Raw genomic sequence first — 20,726 nt, 5'->3', positions numbered from 1 at the left:
GCCGCTCGTCGCGCCTCCGTGAACGCCGTCCGCCCGGTGCCCGATCCGATGTCCGCAGGGACCGTCGGAGCTCTCTCGAGGCCCCCGCGATGGTGCCGATGGTGCCGCGAACACCTTCGTGATGTTCGTCCAAGGCGTGGGCCCGAGCCGGGGGCGCAGGGGCCACCCGGAGTGGGGGCCGGTGATGTCAACACCGCAGGACCTGGGCCTTTTTCACGCCCGTAACGCGTGTCCCGGAGGGGCCTCGCGGCGCCCCCGGCGGGAGGGCGCGTTATTCAACCGTGACGACTTCCCTGACGCAGCCCTCTTGACCGCCATGAATTGTTAGCGCTCACAATGACCTCCGCATTCACCAGTCGGTTCCCGACGGCACCCGAGGAGGTACGAGCGTCGTGCCGGCAGTGCTCCAACCCGCTTTCCCCGTCGGTGCCATGGGAACGTCCGGAACCCCGGCGTGAAGCCGACGACGCGGAGCTCCCCGCCCGCAGCAGAGGTCTTATCCGCAGACGACCGCCAAGGAGGTGCGGCCGTGACCCACTCACCGCCCCGGCCGCCCACCATGGCCGACGTCGCCCGCCTGGCCGGCGTGTCCCACCAGACCGTCTCCCGGGTCCTGGGGGACCACCCCAACGTGCGGGACGAGACCCGCGCCAGGGTGCAGCGCGCGATCGAGGAGATGGGCTACCGTCGCAACTCCTCCGCGAGAGCCCTGGCGACCCGCCGCACCCGGACCCTGGGCGTGGTGGCCTCCAACACCACGCTCTACGGACCGGCCAGCACCCTGTTCGCGCTGGAGGAGGCGGCCCGGGCCGAGGGGTACCTGGTCTCGACGGTCAGTGTGCGCGAGCTGACCGTGGAGACGCTCTCCGAGGCCCTGGACCACCTCAGCGACGGCGGGGTGGAGGGCGTGATCGCCATCGCCCCCCAGCGGTCGGCGGTCGAGGCCCTCGCCGAACTCCGCCGTCCCTTCCCGGTGGTGGCCGTGGGCACGGGGTCCGCCTCCACGGTCCCCGGTGCCAACGTCGACCAGTACCTCGGCGCCCGGCTCGCCACCGGCCATCTGCTGGCCGCCGGCCACCGCACGGTCTGGCACCTCGCCGGACCCGAGGACTGGCAGGAGGCCGCCGACCGGGTCGCCGGCTGGCGGGCGACCCTCGAAGAGGCGGGCGTGGAACCGCCGATGCCCCTGAGGGGTGACTGGAGCCCGCTCTCGGGCTACCGTGCGGGCCAGGAACTGGCCGGCTGGGTGGGCCGCGGTCTGACCGCCGTCTTCGTCGCCAACGACCAGATGGCACTGGGGGTGTTGCGGGCCCTGCGCGAGGCCGGCGTACGCACTCCCCAGGACGTCGCGGTGGTCGGCTACGACGACATCCCGGAGTCGGAGTTCTTCGCCCCGCCGCTCACCACGGTCCGCCAGGACTTCTCCGCGGTGGGCCAACGGAGCATCGCCCTGCTCCTGGACCTGATCGAGGGCCGGACCCCCTCCGGGCCGACCCGGATCGCCATCGAACCCCAACTCGTCGTCCGGGCCAGCACCTACCCGTACGCATCCACCCCGGGCACCGCTCCCGGCTGACCCGGCACCTCCCGATCGACCCCATCCCTCAAAAAGCCATCAGCGTGGCCGACATTTCGAACAATGATCGACAGGCTGGACATAGTGCGGCCGGTCCATCGAGTACCAGCAGGTCCGTCCCCGGACCGGCTCTTCAAAGGAGAAGACACATGCTCAACAGACGGAACTTCCTCACCGCGGCGGTCGGCGTGGCAGCGGCGGCGGGCCTGTCCGCCTGCGCCAAGGAGGACGAGGGCGGCTCCGGCGGTTCCTCCGGCGGCGGCAGCAAGAAGATCACCCTCGGCTTCTCCCAGGTCGGCTCCGAGAGCGGCTGGCGCAGCGCCAACACCGACTCCATCAAGGCGGCGGCCAAGGAGGCGGGCTACAACCTGAAGTTCTCCGACGCGCAGCAGAAGCAGGAGAACCAGATCTCCGCGATCCGCAGCTTCATCGCGCAGAAGGTGGACGTCATCGCCTTCTCGCCGGTGAAGGTCACCGGCTGGGACGCGGTGCTCCAGGAGGCCAAGGCTGCGAAGATCCCGGTGGTCCTCACCGACCGCTCCGTGGAGACCAAGGACGAGTCCCTGTTCGTGACCCTGGTGGGCTCCGACTTCACCGACGAGGGCCGGCGCGCGGCCAAGATCCTGGAGAAGGTCCTGGAGAAGGCCGGACACAAGGGGAAGGTGAAGATCGCGCAGCTGGAGGGCACCACCGGTTCCGCCCCCGCGATCGAGCGCGCCAAGGGCTTCAAGGAGGTCATGGACGCCGAGCACAAGGACGACTGGAAGATCGTCGTCACCCAGACCGGTGACTTCACCCGCGCCGGCGGCAAGCAGGTCATGGCGGCCTTCCTGCAGTCCAACCCGGACGTCAACGTCCTCTTCGCGCACAACGACGACATGGCCATCGGCGCCATCCAGTCCATCGAGGCGGCCGGCAAGAAGCCCGGCAAGGACATCCTGATCGTCTCGATCGACGGCGTGAAGGACGGCTTCGTGGCCATGTCCGAGGGCAAGATCAACGCCATCGTCGAGTGCAACCCGCTGCTCGGCCCCCAGCTCATGGAGGTCGTCCAGACGGTCAAGGACGGCGGCTCGGTCGAGCGCTGGATCAAGACCAAGGAGAGCGACTTCATGCAGGACCAGGCCAAGGACGCCCTCCCCACCCGCAAGTACTGACCCGCACGTTCCGGCAGGGAGTCTCCGGCCGACCGACCCCGTCGGTCCCGGGGCTCCCTGCGGGCCTGAACGAAATCCAAGAGGAGCGCTGCCATGGCAGAGCCACGGCCCGTCCTGGAGATGACGGGCATAGTCAAGGAGTTTCCGGGGGTACGGGCTCTGTCGGGCGTCGACTTCCGGCTCTTCCCCGGCGAGATCCACGCCCTCATGGGCGAGAACGGCGCCGGCAAGTCAACCCTGATCAAGGTGCTGACCGGGGTCTACTCCCTGGACGGCGGCACGATCACCCTCGACGGGACGCCGGTACGGTTCGCCAGCCCCCTCCAGGCGCAGCAGGCCGGGATCAACACGGTCTACCAGGAGGTCAACCTCTGCCCCAACCTGTCGGTGGCGGAGAACATCTTCATCGGCCGTGAGCCCACCCGCTTCGGCCGCATCCAGTGGAAGCGGATGCGCAGGGAGGCCGCGGAACTCGTCGACCGGCTCGGCCTCGACATCGACGTCACCGCCCCGCTGTCCGCGTACCCGCTGGCCGTGCAGCAACTGGTCGCGATCGTACGGTCGGTGAGCACCGGCGACGACGAGGGCCGGGGCACCAAGGTGCTCGTCCTCGACGAGCCGACGTCCAGCCTCGACCGGGACGAGGTCCTCGAACTCTTCCGCCTCATGCGGCAGTTGAAGGACGAGGGCGTGGCGATCCTGTTCGTCTCCCACTTCCTCGACCAGATCTACGAGATCTGCGACCGCATGACCGTCCTGCGCAACGGCACCCTCGTCGGCGAGCACATGGTGAGCGACCTCGACCAGGTCGGACTCATCCAGCTCATGATCGGCAAGGAGCTGGACAAGCTGGAGGAGCTGCACGAGCACCAGCTGCACGCGGACGTCGGCGAGACCCTGCTGCACGCCGAGGGCCTCGGCCGCACCGGCGGCATCGCCCCCTTCGACCTGGAGATCAAGAAGGGCGAGGTCGTGGGCCTCGCCGGACTGCTCGGCTCCGGCCGCACCGAACTCGCCCGGCTGCTCTTCGGCGCCGACCAGCCCGACAGCGGCAAGGTCACCGTGGGCGGCAAGCAGGTCCCGATGCACGCCCCCAACGACGCCATCGGCGCCGGGGTCGCCTTCTGCTCGGAGAACCGCAAGGCCGAGGGCCTGGTACCGGACCTGACGGTGCGGGAGAACATCATCCTCGCCCTCCAGGCGGCCCGCGGCTGGACCCGGCCCATCCCGGCCGCCCAGCGCGACGAACTCGTCGCCAAGTACATCAAGGCCCTCGACATCCGCCCCGCCAACCCCGAGGCCCGCGTCGGCCAGCTCAGCGGCGGCAACCAGCAGAAGGTACTGCTGGCCCGCTGGCTGATCACCCAACCCAGGCTGCTGATCCTCGACGAGCCCACGCGCGGCATCGACATCGGCGCCAAGGCGGAGATCCAGAAGCTCGTGGTGTCCCTCTCCGAGGACGGCATGTCGGTGCTCTACATCGCGGCCGAGCTGGAGGAGGTCCTCCGCCTCAGCCACACCATCGGCGTGCTGCGCGACCGCAAGCTGGTGGCGCGCCTGACCAACGGGCCGGAGATCACCACCAGCAGGATCCTGGAGACCATCGCGAGCGGAGAACACCAGTGAGCACCCCATCCGCAGCCACGACGTCCCGCTGGCGGGCGCTGACGCACCACCACCTGTTCTGGCCGGTCGCGGTCCTGGTGGCCCTGCTGCTCGTCAACGTGCCCTTCACGCCCGACTTCTTCTCGATCAAGATGACGGACGGCCACCTCTACGGCAGCCTCGTCTCGATCGTGCTGTTCGGCTCGCCCCTGATCCTGGTGGCGGTCGGTATGACCCTGGTGATCGCCACCGGCGGCATCGACCTCTCCGTGGGTGCGGTCGTCGCCATCACCGGCGCCCTGACCTGCTCGTACATCAGCGACCAGGCCGACCAGAACGCGCTGTCGGCGGTGTTCCTGGCCATGGGCGTCGGCCTGCTGGCGGCGGTGGTCTGCGGCCTGTGGAACGGCTTCCTGGTCGCCCGCATGGGCATCCAGCCCATCATCGCCACGCTGATCATCATGGTCGCCGGCCGCGGTGTCGCCCAGCTGATCACCGACGGCCAGATCATCACCATCAACAGCGAGCCGTACAAGCTGATCGGCGGCGGCTACTGGCTGACGCTGCCGTTCTCCATCTTCGTGGTGGCCGTCGTCGTCGCCGTCACCGTCCTGCTGACCCGCCGCACGGCGCTCGGTCTGCTCGTCGAGTCGGTCGGCGGCAACGCCGAGGCCAGCCGCCTGGTCGGCATCCGCTCCCGCCGCATCAAGATCATGGTGTACGTGTTCTGCGCCGTGTGCGCGGGCATCGCCGGCCTGATGATCAGCTCCAACACCTCGGCCGCGGACGGCAACAACGCGGGTCTGTGGATCGAGCTGGACGCCATCCTCGCGGTGGTCATCGGCGGCACGTCGCTGCTGGGCGGCCGGTTCTCCATCGGCGGCACGGTGATCGGCGCCCTGGTCATCCAGACCCTGACGACCACGATCTACACGATCGGCGTCCCGACCCAGACGAACCTGGTCTTCAAGGCCGTGGTCGTCATCATCGTCTGCCTGCTCCAGTCCCCGAAGTTCCGCGCGAAGGTCTTCGGCGCCAGGCTCGGGCCCAAGTCCGGTGCGGCGAGCGGCGGCAGCGCCGCCGCCGGGCCGGCGAAGACCGTCACGACCGCCGAGGCCGCCCCCAAGATGGAGGTGTCGTGATGAGCGCGACCACCCAGACCCCGACGGCTCCGGACAGCCGTACGACGCCGCCGTCCAGGCTCGCCACGCTGCTGGGCGACCGCCGGCTGCCGGTCCTGGTGACCGCCACGCTCTTCCTCGCGATGTACATCGCGGGCCTGAGCCGCTACCAGAACTACGGCTTCGGCGAACCGCAGGTCTTCCTGAACCTGTTCATCGACAACGGCTACCTGCTGGTCGCGGCGGTGGGCGCCACGTTCGTGATCCTGTCCGGCGGCATCGACCTGTCCGTGGGCTCCGTCATCGGCTTCACGACGATGTTCACGGCCTGGATGGTGGAGCGCCAGGGGGTGCCGCTGCCGCTCGCCGTCCTCCTCGCCCTGGGCGTCGGGGCGTTCGGCGGCTTCCTGATGGGCTATGTGATCGAGAACTTCGAGATCCAGCCGTTCATCGTGACGCTCGCCGGGCTCTTCCTCTTCCGCGGGCTGTGCCTGGTCATCACCGAGGAGTCGATCTCGATCAGCGACTCCTCGGTGAGCAGCCTGGCCCAGACGCGGGTGTCGCTCGGCCCGGGGGAGCTGTCGATCGGTGCGATCGCGGCCCTGGTGGTCGTCGGGATCGCGTTCTACGTGCTGCACTACACGCGCTTCGGACGCCGTGTGTACGCCATCGGCGGCAACGAGCAGTCCGCCATGCTGATGGGTCTCCCGCAGGGCCGCACCAAGATCGCCGTGTACACCGTGAGCGGTTTCTGCTCGGCCCTGGCCGGCCTGCTGTTCATGCTGTACATCCAGTCCGGTGACCCGCTGCACGCCGTCGGTATGGAACTCGACGCGATCGCCGCGACCGTCATCGGCGGAACCCTGCTGACCGGCGGCTCCGGCTACGTCATCGGCACGCTGTTCGGCGTCCTCGTACTGGGTCTCATCAAGAGCATCATCCAGTTCGAGGGAACCCTCAGCTCCTGGTGGACGAAGATCGCCACGGGTGTGCTGCTGTGCGCGTTCATCCTGATCCAGCGCGCGATGACGTCACGCAGGAAGACCTGACCGGAAGCGGAACCCGTCCTCGCCACCGGAGCGGCCCGGCGCACGAACCCCGTGCGCCGGGCCGCTCCCGCTGTCGTCGCACGCGGGGCCGCGGGCCGGGACGTGGCTGCCCTTCCGGGCGAAGACCACGAGACGCGGGAGAGTGAAGCGGCCCCCCTCCCGCCGGCGCCGGGACGGACCACGGGCGGAAGAGCCGTCCGAGCACCTCGCCCGGCGTCTCCACCGGGTGCCGCAGGACCGGCATCGCCGCGCCGGTCACCCCCCGCGCCGCCGCCGCGGACCCGGCCGACGGAGCGTGCCCGCGCCAGGTCGCGCCCGGTCCTGAAGGAGGAGCGGGCGCGGGGGTCCGTCGACCGTGGTGTGGAAGCGGCGGTGACCAGGGCGTGGGCCGCGCCCCAGGGCAGCCGGGCCGCGAGGGCAGCCGTCGCGAAGCCGTCACGCGGGCGGCGCGGGCTATGCCTCCAGCATGCGCCGCAGCAGGTCCCGCAGGGACTCCCGTTCCCTCGTCGACAGGCCCGCCAGCGGCTCCCGGGCGAAGTCCAGGGACTCGCGCAGGCTGCGCGCGACGCGTCGGCCCTCCGACGTCGCCGCGGCCAGCTTCACCCGGCGGTCCTTGGGGTCGGGGCGGCGCTCGACCAGACCCCGGGCCTCCAGCCGGTCGACGATGCCCGTCACGTTCGACGGTTCGCAGCGGAGCTTCTGGGCGAGCTGACGCATGGGGAGCGGTTCGAGGGAAAGGAGCCCGAGAAGGCGGGCCTGGGCGCCGGTGAGAGCGTGTCCGGCGGCGGCGTCCTCGTACTCCGCGTGGTAGCGGGCCACGACGGTGCCGATGAGTTCGACGACCTCGAGGGTCAGCGGGTCGATGCGGGGGGTCGTCCTCTGTGTGGCCATGGCCTCCAGACTACCTCTTTACTTGACAGCATGAAATATTCAGGAGCATGGTTGTTTCAGGTACTGAAGTAACCGCACGGTATGTACGACGACGAGCCGTACGCCGAACGCACCCGCAGGAAGGCCCCCCATGTCCGACACCTCCGCCCTCCCCGCCACCGGCCGCGAATGGCACCTGCTCAGCCGCCCCGTCGGCTGGCCGAAGTCCGAGGACTTCGCCCTGGTCGAGGCGGAGATCCGGCAGCCCGCCGCCGGTGAGGTCCTGGTGAGGAACAAGTTCCTCTCCGTGGACCCGTACATGCGCGGCCGCATGAGCGCCGCCAAGTCGTACGTCGCCCCCTTCGAGCTGGGCAAGGCCATGCAGGGCGGTGCCGTGGGCGAGGTCGTCGCCTCCGCCGCGGAGGGCATCGCCGCCGGCGACCACGTGCTGCACTTCGGCGGCTGGCGCGAGTACGCCACCTTCGACGCCAAGCAGGCCGTCAAGGTCGACCCCGACGCCGCGCCCCTGTCCACCTACCTCGGCGTCCTCGGCATGACCGGCCTCACCGCCTACGCCGGTCTGCTGCGCACCGCGTCCTTCAAGGAGGGCGACTCCGTCTTCGTCTCCGGCGCCGCCGGTGCCGTCGGCAGCCAGGTCGGCCAGATCGCCAGGCTCAAGGGTGCCTCCCGTGTCATCGGCTCGGCGGGTTCCGACGAGAAGGTCAAGCTCCTCGTCGAGGAGTACGGCTTCGACGCGGCCTTCAACTACAAGAACGGCCCCGTCGCCGAGCAGCTGCGCGAGGCGGCGCCCGACGGCGTCGACGTGTACTTCGACAACGTGGGCGGCGACCACCTGGAGGCCGCCATCGGGCAGCTCAACCGCGACGGCCGGATCGCCGTGTGCGGGATGATCTCCGTCTACAACAACACCGAGCCCGCCCCCGGTCCCAAGAACCTCGCCCGGCTCATCCAGACCCGCGGCCGCATCGAGGGCTTCCTCGTCGGCGACCACTACGACCTCCAGCCGCAGTTCGTCCAGGAGGTCGGCGCCTGGGTCCGCTCCGGCGAGCTCAAGTACCGCGAGACCGTGGTCGAGGGCATCGAGAACAACCTGGAGGCCTTCCTCGGCGTCCTGCGCGGCGACAACACGGGCAAGATGATCGTCAAGCTCTGAGCCCCACCCCGTGACGCGCCTCCGGTCGCGTTCGTTGCGCACGGCGGAGTCCGCACCCCTGGACGTGGGGTGCGGACTCCGCCGTGTCTGCAGCCGCGGGACGGTGCGCCCGGCGTCGTCGTCGGCCGGCACCGCGGCGGTGACGGTGCCGGCGGCGGTGCTGAACGGCGTGAGTCCCGGTCCGGGTCCCGGCGGAGCCCGGCACCGGTGCCACCGGCGCCTGAACAGCGTGGGGGCGTCGGTGTGTTCGGGGAGCCGGACGGGCAGGACTGCACGATGAGAGCGTGCCGTGGAGAAATGCCGGACGGGATGTGACGCCGGGATGCGACGATGCGGGTGACTGTACGACGCACGAACCTGTTCGAAAGGTCCTTGCATGTCTGATGAGGCGCGGACGCGTCGCGCGGCGGGCGCGGCGAAGAGGATGTCGGGTACGGAAACGCGGGGTTGGTCAGGGTGAGCCAACAACAGAACGTCTGGTTTCGGCGTTTCCCGCCGGCAGGGGACGCGGTTACCGGACCCGGCGTAGGCCCGGAGTGCGAACTGGTCTGCTTCCCGCACGCGGGCGGCTCCGCCACCTACTGGCGTCCCCTCGCCGTCGCCCTCGCCCCGGCCGTGGACGTCGTGGCCGTGCAGTACCCGGGACGCCTCGACCGGCTGCGTGAGGCACCGGTCGAGGACCTGCATCTGATGGCCGACCTGATCGCCGAGGCGCTGGGCCCGTCCGGGGACCGGCCCCGGGCCCTGCTCGGGCACAGCATGGGGGCCTCCCTGGCGTACGAGGTGGCCGTACGGCTCGCCCGGCGGCCCGGCGGCGAGCCGCGGCTGCTCGTCGTGTCGGGCCGCCGCGGACCTGCCGCCGCCCGGGGACGGAAGCGCGCTCTGCCCGGGGACGACGCCGAACTGGTCCGGCGCATACGGGAGTTGGGCGGCACGGACGCCATGGTCCTCGATGATCCGGAGCTGCTTGAGCTGATCCTCCCCTCGCTGCGCGGCGACTACCGGGCCCTCGCCTCCTACGAGGACACCCCCGGACGCCCCTTGTCCTGTCCGGTGGTCGCCCTGGCCGGCGACCGGGATCCGGAGGCGACCGTCGAGGAGGTGCGGACCTGGGGCGAGCAGACCTCGGGCGACTTCCGCACCCGGGTGTTCGAGGGCGGTCACTTCTTCCTCAACGACCATGCGGGGGACGTGATCGACCTGATCCGCGGACTGCTGCCGGTCCGCGCCGGCTGACCGGGACGGGCGACCACCGGCCGGGGCGGGAGGGCCCCGGCCGGCGCCCGGCACCGTCCTCCGTCTGTGCGGAGCCTGTGAGCCGCCTGGATCCGGCCAGAAAACGGGCCGCTTCCTGAGAGAACTTGACCGGAACGCACGGCTCGTGTGTCACTTGAGGACAGGTATTCGTGATCGACTCGGCGGGTCGACTTGCGGAGACGGGGGACACGGGGGTGGCACTGTCGACACCTGGGTATGCCCGTGCAAGGGGACCTCGAAGGCGATCGCTTGCAAGAACTTGAGGAATCTTGTAATGGGGGAAAGCGATGCGGTTTCGAATGCTGGGCCCATTAGAGGTTGTTTGCAGCGACCAGTTGGTCGGACTGGGCGGAACGAGACAGCGCGCTACACTCGGGTTTCTGTTGCTCAACGCCAACCGGGTGGTGGCGAGCAGTCAGTTGATAGAGGCGTTGTGGCCGGTCGGCAAGACGCCTCAGTCGGCCCGGAAAATACTGCAGAACTCCGTGTGGAGACTGCGCCGGGCGCTCACCCCGGACGAGCGCGACGCAGGCTGTGTGGAGCTGTTGAGTCAGGCCCCGGGCTACATGCTGCGGATCGCGCCCGACCGGACGGACCTCCACAACTTCCGGGGGCTGGTCGAAAAGGGGCGCGCGGAACTCGCGGCGGGATCACCGGAGAAGGCTTCCGTACTGCTGCGCGACGCACTGGCCCTCTGGCGGGGACCGGTGCTGGCGGATCTGGTGGAAACGGGAATCGACTGGCCCGAGCTGACGTCCGTCAGGAACGCCCGGCTGGACGCTCTGGAAGACTATTTCGAGGCGGAGCTGGGGTGCGGCCACCATCACCGCATACTGGCCGAGTTGGAGAAAACGGTGGCCACCGAGCCGCTGCGGGAGCGGCTGCTCGGACAACTCATGCTCGCGCTTTACCGGTCGGGGCGGCAGACGGACGCATTGGACGTCTATCACGCCGCCCGCAGTGAAATGGTGGAGAAACTCGGACTCGAACCGGGCCACGCACTCAAGGCATTGCAGCAGGCCATTCTCGTCCATGACCCGGCGCTGGTCCCGGTCGGCGTCCGGCAGCAGATCGAGTTGCTCATGACGGGCGCCTCCCGCGACCGCGCGGAGTCGGGCCTCCAGGGCGTACCGGACGGCCTCGACGCCGTACCCGCCCAGCCGGAGACCCCCGCCGCTCCGGCCGTACCCCGCGACCGCCGGGCCGCCGACGGCACGGTCGCCGAGGAGCCGGCCACCCGGCCGCCGACCGCCGAACCGCCCGCCCCGGCGGCACCCGTGCTGCGGACCATGGTGGCCGAGCGCAAGGACGTCAGCGTCCTCATCGTGCGCGCCCAGCTCAGCCCGGAGGACGGCGACAACGATCCCGAGCGGATCGACGAGGCCGCCGAGAACGCGGCCGCGGTCATCCGCGAGGAGGTCGAGTGCCTCGGCGGTACGGTCACCGCCTCGATCGGCCCGATCTGGCTCGCCCTGTTCGGGGTCCCCCGCACCGGCGAGGACGACGCCGAGCGGGCGGTGCACGCGGCGATGACCATCCGCGACCGCCTCGGTGTCGCGGCGTCCCCCGCCGGGCGGGCCACGGCCGCCGCGCGCGGGGTCTCCGTCCAGGCGGCGGTCGCCACCGGCGAGGCACTCGTCCGCTACCAGCCCGGCAGCGGCGAGGTCCCGCCGTCGGTCAACGGCGCCCTCCTCGACGAGTGCCACACGCTGCTGTCCCTCACCTCGGCGGGGGAGATCAGGGTCTGCGACGACACCCGTCGCGCCACCGAGTTCGCGGTCACCTACCACCACGGCGGCTCCTCGCCCGGCTGGCAGGTCGGGGGCTTCCGCCAGGAGTACGTCGCCCTGCACGCCGTACCCGTGATCGACCGCGAGTACGACCTCGACGTGCTGCGCGGCCTGCTCCAGCGCACCCGGCACCAGGCGACGCCCCATCTGGTGACGGTGCTGGGGGAGCCAGGCATCGGCAAGACCCGGTTCATCATGGAGTTCGAACGGCGGGTCGCGGCCAACCCGGAGGCCGTACGGCTGCTGGTGGTGCGCAGCCGGCCCGTCATCGGGGAGGAGCCGCTGGAAGTCCTGTACGACCTGGTGGCGTCCTGCTGCGGGATCCTGCGGGGCGACTCGGCCGAGACGACGCGGGCCAAGCTCACCGCCACCGTCGAGCGGCTGGTCGAGGCCGAGGAGGAGCGGCAGTGGATGGTGACGTGTCTGCATCCGCTCCTGGACGCCGAGGTCTGCGCGAGCACCCGGGTCGCGGTCGGCGACGCGCTGGCCGCCTCGCGGCAACTGCTCGCGGAGACCGCGGGGCGGGGCCCGCTCGTGGTGGTCTTCGAGGACCTGCACTGGGCCGACGACGTCCTGGTGGACTTCGTGGAGAGCCTCGCGTCGTCGGCGGGCTCACTGCCGCTGCTGGTGATCGCCACCGCGCGGCCGGAGCTGCTCAAACGGCGCCCCGAGTGGGGCAGCGGCATTCGGCACGGACTCACGCTCACCCTGGAGCCGATCTCCGACGCGGCCATCGACCGGCTGCTGGAGTTCCTGATGTCCACCACGGCCGGGGGTATGAACACCTCCGCCGGGGGACTTCTGGAGGCCCTGCTGGAGGGGGCCGGTGACGATCCGGCCGCCCGCCGCACCCAGTTGCGCCGCATCCTGGCGTCCGGCTCGGCCTCCCTCAGGGACGAGCGGTGCGGTCCCGGCGCGGGCGGCCCGCAGACCGCCGCGCCGGACCTGTGCCTGCCGAGGTCAGCCGGACACCCGTACCGGTAGCCGGGTGGGCGAGATCAGCTGCCGGGGGTTCTCGAACTCCAGGGAGCCGGTCTCGTCCACCGCGATGTCCGGGTAGCGGTCCATCAGGATGTTCAGGGCGATCCTCGCCTCGAGACGGGCCAGCGGCGCGCCGAGGCAGAAGTGGATGCCCTGCCCGAACACCAGATGGCTGGTGGTGCGGTGGATGTCGAACCGGTCGGGGTCGGGGAACCGGGAGCCGTCCCGGTTCGCGGCCCCGATCCACGGCGTCACCAGTGACCCGGCGGGGATGGTGTGACCGCCCAGCTCGGTGTCGGCGGTGGTGATCCGGGCCAGCCTCGGGAACGGCGGCCGCAGCCGCAGCACCTCCTCCAGCGCGCCCGGCAGCAGCGAGCGGTCCGCGCGCACCGCGGCCCCCACCTCCGGGTGCCGGTCGAAGAGGAGGACGGCGTTGCCGATGAGGGCCATCGTGGTGGCGTGCCCGGCGAACATGGTCAGACCGGTCACCCCGACGATCTCACCGTCGTCCAGGTACTCGCCGTCGACCTTGGCGCCCGCGAGCCTGCTGAGCACGTCGTCCGTGGGGTTCCTGCGCAGCCGCCGCACGTGCTCCAGCAGATACGCGTTCATCTCCCGCACCGCCGGGACCACCTCGCGCTCCAGCTGCTCCGGCGGGACGGTCGCGGCGTCGACGGTGCCGAGGGCCTCGCCCCACACCCGGAACAGTGGCTCGTCCTCGACCGGCAGACCCAGAAGCTCCAGGATCACGTTGATGGGCAGGGCGTAGGCCAGCGAGTCGATCAGGTCGAAACGGTCGGCGCCGCCCACCCCGTCGAGCAGGGCGTTGGTGACCTTCTCGATCCGGGGAGTCAGCCCGGTCACGGCTCGCGCGGTGAACACGGAGCTGATCACCGAGCGGAGCTGGCGGTGCCGGGGCGGGTCGGTCGTCACCAGATTGCCCATGTCGAAGAAGTCGAGATCGGGCTGCGGCGGATTGAACGCGCGGGCGGTGTCCGAGGAGAAGGTGGTCGTGTCGGCGAGAATCCGGGAGATGTCGGAGTAACCGAAAACCTGCCATCCGTTTTCCGGGTCCCGGTACACGGGCTGGGTGTCGAGCATCGAACGGAACCAGGCGAACAGCGACTCCGCCGGATCCTTTGCGAGAGTATCCGAAGTTATGCTCATGGTCCTGACCTTATCCTCGCGTTTCTCGTCCCACGGCGAATTCCGCGGGCACAAAGGGAATGCGTGAGAGACCTGAAACCGGCAGCGGACCGAAGTCCACTGCCGGTGACGTGGCGCCGGCTTCCGGAGACCGCCCGTATACCGTCGGCAGATCAGGGCGAGACCGGGCCGGGAGCGCGGGTCAGAACGCCGACATCGAGCGGTACAGCCGGCGGTCGACCTGCGGGGCCCGCAGGGCCGCCGTGCTCGTCAGGCGCTTGATCTCGGCGGTGCTCAGGAGCTTGCCCCCGGCCGCGCGGATGCCCGACTCGACGGCTCCGTCCATGTAGCCGCTCCAGCCGTCGGCGATGTCGCCGCCGGCGAACTTCACACGGCCGTGCGGCTTCTGGATGTCGCGGTGCAGCCGGGTCAGCTGGAACGGCTGGCGGAAGGCGCCGACGCCCAGCGCGAACTCGTCGGCGTGCCAGTCGTGGGCCGTGTAGCTGAGCAGCTTGGCGTCCGGAAGGATGTCCTTCACCGCCGCCTCGACCTGCTTGCGGTCCCGTACGTCGAAGGTGTCCTTCACGCTGAACGCCACCACCGGCTGGCCCACGTCGAAGCGGCCCATGATGCAGATCGGGTGTCCCTCCGGGGCCTCCGCGACGAAGCGGTCGGCGGGCCGCTTCAGGTCCAGCCACAGCTTCTTCTCGTGCGGCACGCCGATGCCCGCGGTGGAGGCCGTACGGTGCGCCTCCGGAAGCCCCGGGTTGAACTTGATCGTCTTCCACACGTTGACCGGGACGGCCATGATCACCTCGGGGGCGACGAACTGCTCCCCGGCCCGGGTGACGACGCGCACCCGGCTGCCGTCCTGCTCGACCGAGGCCACCGGAGAGTTCAGGCGCAGCGTGGGCGCCGCCTCGGCCAGGATGGCCGTGAGCAGCGAGATCGTGCCGTTCTTCGGGCGATAGGTGTTGACGCCGTGGAAGCCGTCGAAGTTCCAGCCGGACAGCGCCCACCACTGGGTGAGGTGGGTCAGCGCGCCGCGCTTGCTGGAGCCGCCGTACAGCGAGGTCGTGCTGGTGAGCCGGATCTCCTCCTCCGGCGCGTACCTCAGCTGGTCGAGCCGGTCACGGAGCGAGAAGCCGTCGTGCTCGCGGACCAGGTCCTCGCGGTGGAGCGGCTCGTAGGGGCGCGGGAAGTACTCCCGGTTGCCGTCCTCGAAGAACGGGGTGAACAGCTCCTTCTGGCGGGCGTACGCCTCGGCCGGGTCGTACTCCTGGAACCCGTCGAGGGTGGGCAGGATGCTCCGCTCGACACCCGCGTCGGCGACGATCGGGACCTTGTAGCGGTTCAGCTCCCGCCACACATACGGCTGGAGCGGGTCGACCCAGGCGCCGCCGCGCTCGATCTGCTGCCCCTGGTAGGTGTCGGTCCAGGTCCGTCCCCCGATGCGGTTGCGCGCCTCCAGCAGGAGGACCCGCTTGCCCTGGGCCTTCAACTCGCGGGCGGCGGTGACCCCGGCGAGGCCGGCGCCGACGACGATGACGTCGAAGTCCTTCTTCAGCTCCGCCGCCGCGGCGGCCGGCCGCGCGACGGCCGCACCCGCCGCGGTGACGAGCGTGGTGGCTCCGGCCGCCCTCAGCAGCGAGCGCCGCGTCAGCCGCGACACGGCCCGGCCGGAACCGGACGCCACGTTCTCGTTGGCCGATATCGCGCCGTGCTCGTTGGGTGTACTCACATTTCTCCTCGATGCGTCGCCGGCATGCATGCCGGGCACTCCCCCGGATCGTCGGACCGTGTCCGGAAAACGCTGCCAAACGTAGTGGAGCAGCGGCGATTTTCGGTCTTCCCCGGGTAATTCCGTTTGACGGACGGCAGGGGGATTGCCGGGGATTGAAATGTGAGAATTACGTGCAGGTGGAATGCAAAAGCCTCCGGGGTACGGCTGGTGGGCCGTACCCCGGAGGCCGGGCGGAACGCGTGTGTCAGGCGGAGGGCTTGCGGAACTGCTCGATCAGGGCCGCGTAGCCGTTCTCGGCGTGGCCGTCGGCCACCGCGCGGTCGACGAGCGCCTTGAAGAAGCGGGGCAGCTCGGCGTTGATGCCGAGGGTCTCGCTCTCCTCGGCGAGGTGCTCCAGAGCGTCCTGGTGGACCGTCATGGTGGCGTCGCCGGCCGGGTACTTGCCCTCGTCGATCTGCGGGGCGTACGCGGTCACGTACTCGGTGACCACGTTGATCATCGTGTTGGCCAGCGGGGCGAAGGTGGTGGCCTTCACCTTGGCGGTGCCCAGCAGGGCGGCGCCCTGGAGGAAGCCGTTGAGGATGCCCCACATGATGCCCAGCAGCGACATGTCGTACAGCGCGGACAGCCCGTGGTCGGTGTCCAGGTACGTGGTGCCCGCGGCGCCCAGTGCGCGCAGCGTCGCCTCGTGCTCCTCGTAGGCCGCCTTCGGGCCGCTGTACAGCAGGACGGCGGCGTCGGTGGCGATGTCCGGCGGGATCGCCATGATGGCGCCGTCGAGGTAGGTGGTCTCCACGCCCGCCGCCCACTCCGCGGTCTCGCGGGCCTGTGTCGAGGTGCCCGTGGTCAGGTTCACCACGACCTTGTCCTTGAGCGAGCCGGCCAACGGGTCGAGCAGCTCGCGCACGGCGGTGTAGTCCGTGACGCAGACGACGACCAGCGGGCTCGCCGCGACCGCGTCCGCGACCGAGCCGGCGCGGGCGGCGCCCTCGGCGACGAGCTGGTCGGCCTTGGCGGCCGTACGGTTCCACACGGTGGTGGGGTGCCCCGCCTTGAGGAAAGCAGCGGCTAATGCCTGGCCCATCAGACCCAGGCCGATGACCGACACCGGAGCTTGGGCTGCGTTGGTGTTCGACATTGCGTACTCCTGTTCCAATTCACACTGTGGTTTGCATGGTTTGCATCTCGGCGATGGTCAACCCACTGCCCGCAACCCTCGCATCGCGGTGCGGACGGCGGACAGTGGCAGAAGTGCCGACCTTCGCAAAATTCCTGCCGTAGGCTTGGCGGTATGAATCCTGGGTCTGTCGCCATCGCTCTGGTCAACGACACGGACATGCAGGTGTGCGAGGTCTACGAGACGGCCATCGCCTACGCGGTCTTCGGCGATCCCCAGCCGGACCTCGCCGACCCCTGGTACGACCTGCGGGTGTGCTCGGTGACCCCACCCTCCGCCGCCGAGCCGGCGCGGGGGTTCTCCGTCCGCACCACCCACGGCGTCGAGGACCTCGTCACCGCCGGCACCGTGATCGTGCCCTCGGTGCCGGACGCCGTGGTCAGCCGGGGGGAGCCCCTTCCGGCCGACTTCGTCGACGCGCTGCGCCGGGCCTACGACGCCGGCGCCCGCATGGTGTCCCTGTGCACCGGGGCGTTCGCACTCGCGGAGGCCGGACTCCTGAACGGCCGCCGGGCCGCCGCCCACTGGCTGAACACGGCCGACCTGGCCAAGCGCTACCCCGAGGTGGAGGTCGACGACTCGGTCCTCTACGTGGACGAGGGCCGGGTGCTGACCAGCGCCGGTATGACGGCCGGACTCGACCTGTGCCTGCACATCGTGCGCCATGACCTCGGCGCCCATGTCGCCAACCAGCTCGCCCGCCGCCTGGTGGTCTCCGGTCACCGGCCCGGAGGTCAGGCCCAGTTCGTGGATCTCTCCGTCCCGGTCACCGACGACGACAGCCTCGCCCCCGTCATGGACTGGGCCGCCCGCCACCTCGACCAGCCCCTCACCGTCGACGGGATGGCCAAGCAGGCCGGCATGAGCACCCGCACCTTCTTCCGGCGTCTCCAGGCCGCGACCGGGATGACTCCGCTCAAGTGGCTGCTCAACCGGCGCCTCGCACACGCCCAGACCCTGCTGGAGACCACCGACCTGCCGATCGAACGGGTCAGCGAGTTCAGCGGCCTGGGCACGGCGGCCAATCTGCGCCGCCACTTCACCCTGCACGTCGGGGTGACGCCCACGGACTACCGCCAGTCCTTCGGGGCGGCCCCGGCCCGCCGCAACACCCTCGCCGACGGGCGCCGCTGAACCGCCGGACCGGTCGGACCCAGGGGGCCCGGACGCCCCTCGCGCCCGGGCCCCGCACGGGCTACGCCCCGGCGGCCTCCTCGGCGGTCCGGGGACCGCTGACGCCGTAGGGGTTGTCGATGACGTAACGCCAGTTGCCGTCCTCGCCACGCCGGAGGACGTCCACGGCGACGCCCTCCAGATGCTCCGGCTTGCCGTCCGCGTCCTTGGTCTCCATCGACCACTCGACGATCAGCATCGCCGTGTCACCGGTCACGAGCGTCTGGAGCACCTTCGCGTCCACGGTCGGGCCGTAGGACATGAACTCCTTGACCCGGTCCCGACGGGCCTGGCCCGTCAGCGGCACACCCGGGTCCCAGACGCCGACGGCGTCCTCGGTGTACATCGAGTTGACGGCGTCCGCGTCACCGGAGTTGAACGCCTCGCCGAACATCTCCTGATGCGTCTCGATGTCGCTCGACAAAAACTTGTCGTACTTTCCGCTGGCCATGGATGAGCCGCTCCATTCATTCCCCCGCGGGGGAGTGGGACGAGAGTTGACAGATGGACATCGGGCGGATTGGGCATCGCGCCGCGCATTTCGACCCGTTGAACGCTACTGGCCGCCCGGAACGGCCGGGCCACACCCCGGTAACCATCCCTGACCAGCGGTGGAGAGCCGGTGGTTACCGTGCTGAGACCGCGTCCCAATCCGTCTCGGCCGCGTACAGGCGGAAGTCACGAGGCTCCCGTCCGAGAGCCCTCCGCACACCGTCGGAGAGATATGCCGTCCGGCCGTCACGAATGGTGTCGAACAGTTCGTTCATGAAATCCGCGAAATCCCGTGGGTAGCCCCGCCCGACGAGATGCCGGGCGTATTCCTCGGGGTCCACCACGACCGCGCGGATCTTCCGGCCCGCCGCCTCGGCGATCAGGTCGACGCACTCGGCGAAGGTCATCAGCCGCGGCCCCGACAGGACGTACAGCTCGCCCGCGTGCCCCTCCTCGGTGAGCGCGGCCACGGCGACGGCCGCGATGTCCTCGGCGTCGATGAACGGCTCCACGCCCGCACCGTCCGGCAGGATCACCTCTCCGGCGGCGACGTCCGGCGCCAGCAGCCGGTCCTCGCTGAAGTTCTGGGAGAACCAGGTGGGCCGCAGGATCGTCCACTCGGCGCCCGACTCCCGCACCGCCCGCTCGGCGGCGAACCGGCTCTCGTCGTGCGCCCACTGCTCCAGCGTCCGCGCGGACAGGAACACCAGCCGCCCCACCCCCCGCCGGGTGGCGAACGAGGCGAAGTCGGCGAGGAGTTCCGCGGCGTGGGGACCCTGTTCGTCCACCACGTAGACCGCCTCGACGCCCTCGACGGCCGCGGCCCACGTCTCCTTGTCGCGCCAGTCGAAGGGCTGGGCACCCGAGCGGGACGCCACCCTGGCCGTACGCCCGCGCTCGGCGAGCTGCCGCGCCACACGGCGGCCCGTCTTGCCCGTACCGCCGAGCACCAGAACAGGACTGTCGTTCATGTCACCTGCCATCAGAGAGAAACCGTCACGGAAAAGCCGTCGGGGAAGGCCGGCGAAGGCCGGAACAGGGTCAGGGGGACTCGGTCACGTCCGCGCGGCGTCCGGGGACGCCGCGCGGACCGCCGCCTGGATCCCGGGGGCGACGAGCGCCTCCGGCGGATCGACCAGGAAGACCACGCGGGCGTAAGCGGTCAGCAGCGAGTGGTCGCGGGTGGCCGCCTCCAGGAGCCGACCCACGTACGCCTGCTCCTCCCGCCACTCCTCGGTCCGCTCGCCCTCGACGCCGGGGAAGGCGAGGTCGGCGCTGGTCGTCATCGACCACACCGCGTCCACGGCCCCCTCCGCGAGGTCGGCGAAGTACTCCTCGGCACGCGGCGCGCCCGGCCGGGACACATGGTCGCGCAGCACCATGGCACCGAGGGCGGCGACCGTCATGCCCTGCCCGTACACCGGGTTGAAGCTGCACACCGCGTCGCCGAGCACGAGCAGCCCGGCCGGGAACGAGGTCATCAGCTCGTAGCGGCGGCGCAGATTCGCCGGGAAGCGGTACGCCACCGGGTCACCCAGCGGCTCGTGGTCCTTCACCGTGTCGTAGATGTCCGTTCCGGACAGCGACTTCAGGAACGCGAGGAACCCCTCCGAGTCATGGGGCGGGTAGTCGCCGAGGAAGCCGTACGCCGTCACCACCGTGCGGCCGCCCTCGATGGCGGCGCAGATCGCTCCGCGCCCGGTCTCCGGCGAGGCCACGACGTCGATGGAGATGTCGTCGCCCATCAGCTCGGGCGGCAGCCGGAAGTACTGCGTGGTGTAGCCGACCCCGATCCGCTGCTCGTCCTCCGCCACCTGCGGGAAACCCAGCTCCGCCAGCCACGCCGGGGTGCGGGAGCGCCGCCCGGTGGCGTCCACCACCAGATCCGCGGCCAGATCGCGCGACCGGCCGTCCTCCACCACCGACACGCCCACGACCGTCCGCCGGTCGTCCGACGTCAGCAGCCCGGTGATGTCGTGCCGGTGCAGGAACGACACGTTCGGCAGGGCTCGCACCCGGACCCGCACGCGCTGCTCCAGGTGCGGCCGGCTCATCGACAGCAGCAGCATGTCCGAGTTCGGCTGCGGCATCCGCTGCCCCTCCATGACCCAGCGCACATTCCCGGTGACGTCACCGGTCACCGCGCCGGTGGAGATCAGCTCGTCGGTCGCGCCCGGCAGCAGCTCCTCGATGATGTGCCGGCCACGGGCCAGCAGGGCGTGGACGTGGTTGCCCTGCGGCACGCCCTTGCGCGGCAGGTCGTCGTCCCTCAGCTCGTCCCGGTCCACCACGACGACCTCGTCGTACGCGTCCGCCAGCACACGCGCCGCCAGCAGCCCGGCCATGCTCGCGCCCAGCACGATCGCGCGGTTCCGCTCAGCTGTCCCCACGGTTGTCGCTCCTCCACTGTGTAG

16 protein-coding genes are annotated in these 20,726 nt (G+C 70.4%); 9 read left to right on the top strand and 7 right to left on the bottom strand.

The genetic code is table 11. The features are described from left to right. Nucleotides 1-529 precede the first annotated feature (529 nt). The 5 genes from AC067N_RS18200 to yjfF all read left to right on the top strand — a co-directional run bounded on the left by AC067N_RS18200 (nucleotide 530) and on the right by yjfF (nucleotide 6,508). Nucleotides 530-1,576, top strand: a complete 1,047-nt coding sequence (locus AC067N_RS18200) for a LacI family DNA-binding transcriptional regulator (protein WP_478679894.1) — start codon at nucleotides 530-532, stop codon at nucleotides 1,574-1,576. Nucleotides 1,577-1,725: 149 nt separating this feature from the next. Beyond that, complete coding sequence (locus AC067N_RS18195) at nucleotides 1,726-2,733, top strand: ABC transporter substrate-binding protein (RefSeq protein ID WP_478679893.1); 1,008 nt, start codon at nucleotides 1,726-1,728, stop codon at nucleotides 2,731-2,733. Between the two features lie 93 nt (nucleotides 2,734-2,826). Then, on the top strand, nucleotides 2,827-4,359 hold the full coding sequence (locus AC067N_RS18190; RefSeq protein ID WP_478679892.1) for a sugar ABC transporter ATP-binding protein: 1,533 nt from the start codon (nucleotides 2,827-2,829) through the stop codon (nucleotides 4,357-4,359). Next, complete coding sequence (locus AC067N_RS18185; protein WP_478679891.1) at nucleotides 4,356-5,480, top strand: ABC transporter permease; 1,125 nt, start codon at nucleotides 4,356-4,358, stop codon at nucleotides 5,478-5,480. The genes AC067N_RS18190 and AC067N_RS18185 overlap by 4 nt, the downstream gene beginning before the upstream one ends. Then, complete coding sequence (gene yjfF, locus AC067N_RS18180) at nucleotides 5,480-6,508, top strand: galactofuranose ABC transporter, permease protein YjfF (protein ID WP_478679890.1); 1,029 nt, start codon at nucleotides 5,480-5,482, stop codon at nucleotides 6,506-6,508. The genes AC067N_RS18185 and yjfF overlap by 1 nt, the downstream gene beginning before the upstream one ends. A gap of 453 nt (nucleotides 6,509-6,961) precedes the next feature. On the opposite strand, the gene AC067N_RS18175 is transcribed toward yjfF, so the two are convergent. Beyond that, on the bottom strand, nucleotides 6,962-7,399 hold the full coding sequence (locus AC067N_RS18175) for a MarR family winged helix-turn-helix transcriptional regulator (protein WP_478679889.1): 438 nt from the start codon (nucleotides 7,397-7,399) through the stop codon (nucleotides 6,962-6,964). A gap of 130 nt (nucleotides 7,400-7,529) precedes the next feature. On the opposite strand from AC067N_RS18175, the gene AC067N_RS18170 reads away from it, so the two are divergent. The 3 genes from AC067N_RS18170 (at nucleotide 7,530) to AC067N_RS18160 (ending at nucleotide 12,583) form a co-directional block, all read left to right on the top strand. Next, nucleotides 7,530-8,552, top strand: coding sequence for an NADP-dependent oxidoreductase (locus AC067N_RS18170; protein WP_478679888.1), 1,023 nt, complete (start codon nucleotides 7,530-7,532; stop codon nucleotides 8,550-8,552). Between the two features lie 447 nt (nucleotides 8,553-8,999). Beyond that, nucleotides 9,000-9,788: a thioesterase II family protein gene (locus AC067N_RS18165; RefSeq protein WP_478679887.1), complete on the top strand. Its 789-nt coding sequence runs from the start codon at nucleotides 9,000-9,002 to the stop codon at nucleotides 9,786-9,788. 404 nt (nucleotides 9,789-10,192) lie between these two features. Then, entirely contained in the window at nucleotides 10,193-12,583 is a 2,391-nt protein-coding gene (locus AC067N_RS18160) for a BTAD domain-containing putative transcriptional regulator (RefSeq protein ID WP_478679886.1), read from the top strand. Here AC067N_RS18160 and AC067N_RS18155 read toward each other — a convergent pair. From AC067N_RS18155 to AC067N_RS18145, 3 genes are all read right to left on the bottom strand, one after another. Beyond that, nucleotides 12,560-13,747 (bottom strand): cytochrome P450, encoded by a 1,188-nt coding sequence (locus AC067N_RS18155; RefSeq protein ID WP_478679885.1) that lies wholly within the window; start codon nucleotides 13,745-13,747, stop codon nucleotides 12,560-12,562. The two genes, AC067N_RS18160 and AC067N_RS18155, sit on opposite strands and share 24 nt — an antisense overlap. Before the next feature lie 181 nt (nucleotides 13,748-13,928). Next, nucleotides 13,929-15,467 carry a flavin monoamine oxidase family protein gene (locus AC067N_RS18150; RefSeq protein ID WP_478679884.1) on the bottom strand — a complete coding sequence of 513 codons (1,539 nt, stop codon included), beginning with the start codon at nucleotides 15,465-15,467 and terminating at the stop codon, nucleotides 13,929-13,931. Nucleotides 15,468-15,714: 247 nt separating this feature from the next. Beyond that, a complete protein-coding gene (locus AC067N_RS18145; RefSeq protein ID WP_478679883.1) occupies nucleotides 15,715-16,608 on the bottom strand; it encodes an NAD(P)-dependent oxidoreductase in 894 nt (297 codons plus the stop codon). Between the two features lie 153 nt (nucleotides 16,609-16,761). On the opposite strand from AC067N_RS18145, the gene AC067N_RS18140 reads away from it, so the two are divergent. After that, nucleotides 16,762-17,781, top strand: a complete 1,020-nt coding sequence (locus AC067N_RS18140) for a helix-turn-helix domain-containing protein (RefSeq protein ID WP_478679882.1) — start codon at nucleotides 16,762-16,764, stop codon at nucleotides 17,779-17,781. A gap of 61 nt (nucleotides 17,782-17,842) precedes the next feature. Here the strand turns inward: AC067N_RS18140 and AC067N_RS18135 are convergent, their stop codons facing one another. The 3 genes from AC067N_RS18135 to AC067N_RS18125 form a co-directional block, all read right to left on the bottom strand. Next, entirely contained in the window at nucleotides 17,843-18,271 is a 429-nt protein-coding gene (locus AC067N_RS18135; RefSeq protein WP_478679881.1) for a YybH family protein, read from the bottom strand. Nucleotides 18,272-18,446: 175 nt separating this feature from the next. Continuing rightward, complete coding sequence (locus tag AC067N_RS18130) at nucleotides 18,447-19,283, bottom strand: NAD(P)H-binding protein (RefSeq protein WP_478679880.1); 837 nt, start codon at nucleotides 19,281-19,283, stop codon at nucleotides 18,447-18,449. A gap of 84 nt (nucleotides 19,284-19,367) precedes the next feature. Then, the gene (locus AC067N_RS18125; protein ID WP_478679879.1) at nucleotides 19,368-20,702 is read right to left on the bottom strand and encodes an NAD(P)/FAD-dependent oxidoreductase; all 1,335 of its coding nucleotides are present in this window, start codon (nucleotides 20,700-20,702) and stop codon (nucleotides 19,368-19,370) included. Between the last annotated feature and the right edge of the window lie 24 nt (nucleotides 20,703-20,726).

Source organism: Streptomyces sp. NPDC042364 (assembly GCF_056437585.1).
The sequence above is the reverse complement of the archived record's forward strand: the minus strand, read 5'-3'. Positions and strand labels throughout refer to the sequence as shown.

What these genes read in the sequence shown, in the direction of transcription:
- AC067N_RS18195 (WP_478679893.1), top strand. Translation starts at nt 1,726, where the DNA reads ATGCTCAACAGACGGAACTTCCTCACCGCGGCGGTCGGCGTGGCAGCG.
- AC067N_RS18190 (WP_478679892.1), top strand. Translation starts at nt 2,827, where the DNA reads ATGGCAGAGCCACGGCCCGTCCTGGAGATGACGGGCATAGTCAAGGAG.
- yjfF (WP_478679890.1), top strand. Translation starts at nt 5,480, where the DNA reads ATGAGCGCGACCACCCAGACCCCGACGGCTCCGGACAGCCGTACGACG.
- AC067N_RS18175 (WP_478679889.1), bottom strand. Translation starts at nt 7,399, where the DNA reads ATGGCCACACAGAGGACGACCCCCCGCATCGACCCGCTGACCCTCGAG.
- AC067N_RS18170 (WP_478679888.1), top strand. Translation starts at nt 7,530, where the DNA reads ATGTCCGACACCTCCGCCCTCCCCGCCACCGGCCGCGAATGGCACCTG.
- AC067N_RS18155 (WP_478679885.1), bottom strand. Translation starts at nt 13,747, where the DNA reads ATGAGCATAACTTCGGATACTCTCGCAAAGGATCCGGCGGAGTCGCTG.
- AC067N_RS18145 (WP_478679883.1), bottom strand. Translation starts at nt 16,608, where the DNA reads ATGTCGAACACCAACGCAGCCCAAGCTCCGGTGTCGGTCATCGGCCTG.
- AC067N_RS18140 (WP_478679882.1), top strand. Translation starts at nt 16,762, where the DNA reads ATGAATCCTGGGTCTGTCGCCATCGCTCTGGTCAACGACACGGACATG.
- AC067N_RS18135 (WP_478679881.1), bottom strand. Translation starts at nt 18,271, where the DNA reads ATGGCCAGCGGAAAGTACGACAAGTTTTTGTCGAGCGACATCGAGACG.
- AC067N_RS18130 (WP_478679880.1), bottom strand. Translation starts at nt 19,283, where the DNA reads ATGAACGACAGTCCTGTTCTGGTGCTCGGCGGTACGGGCAAGACGGGC.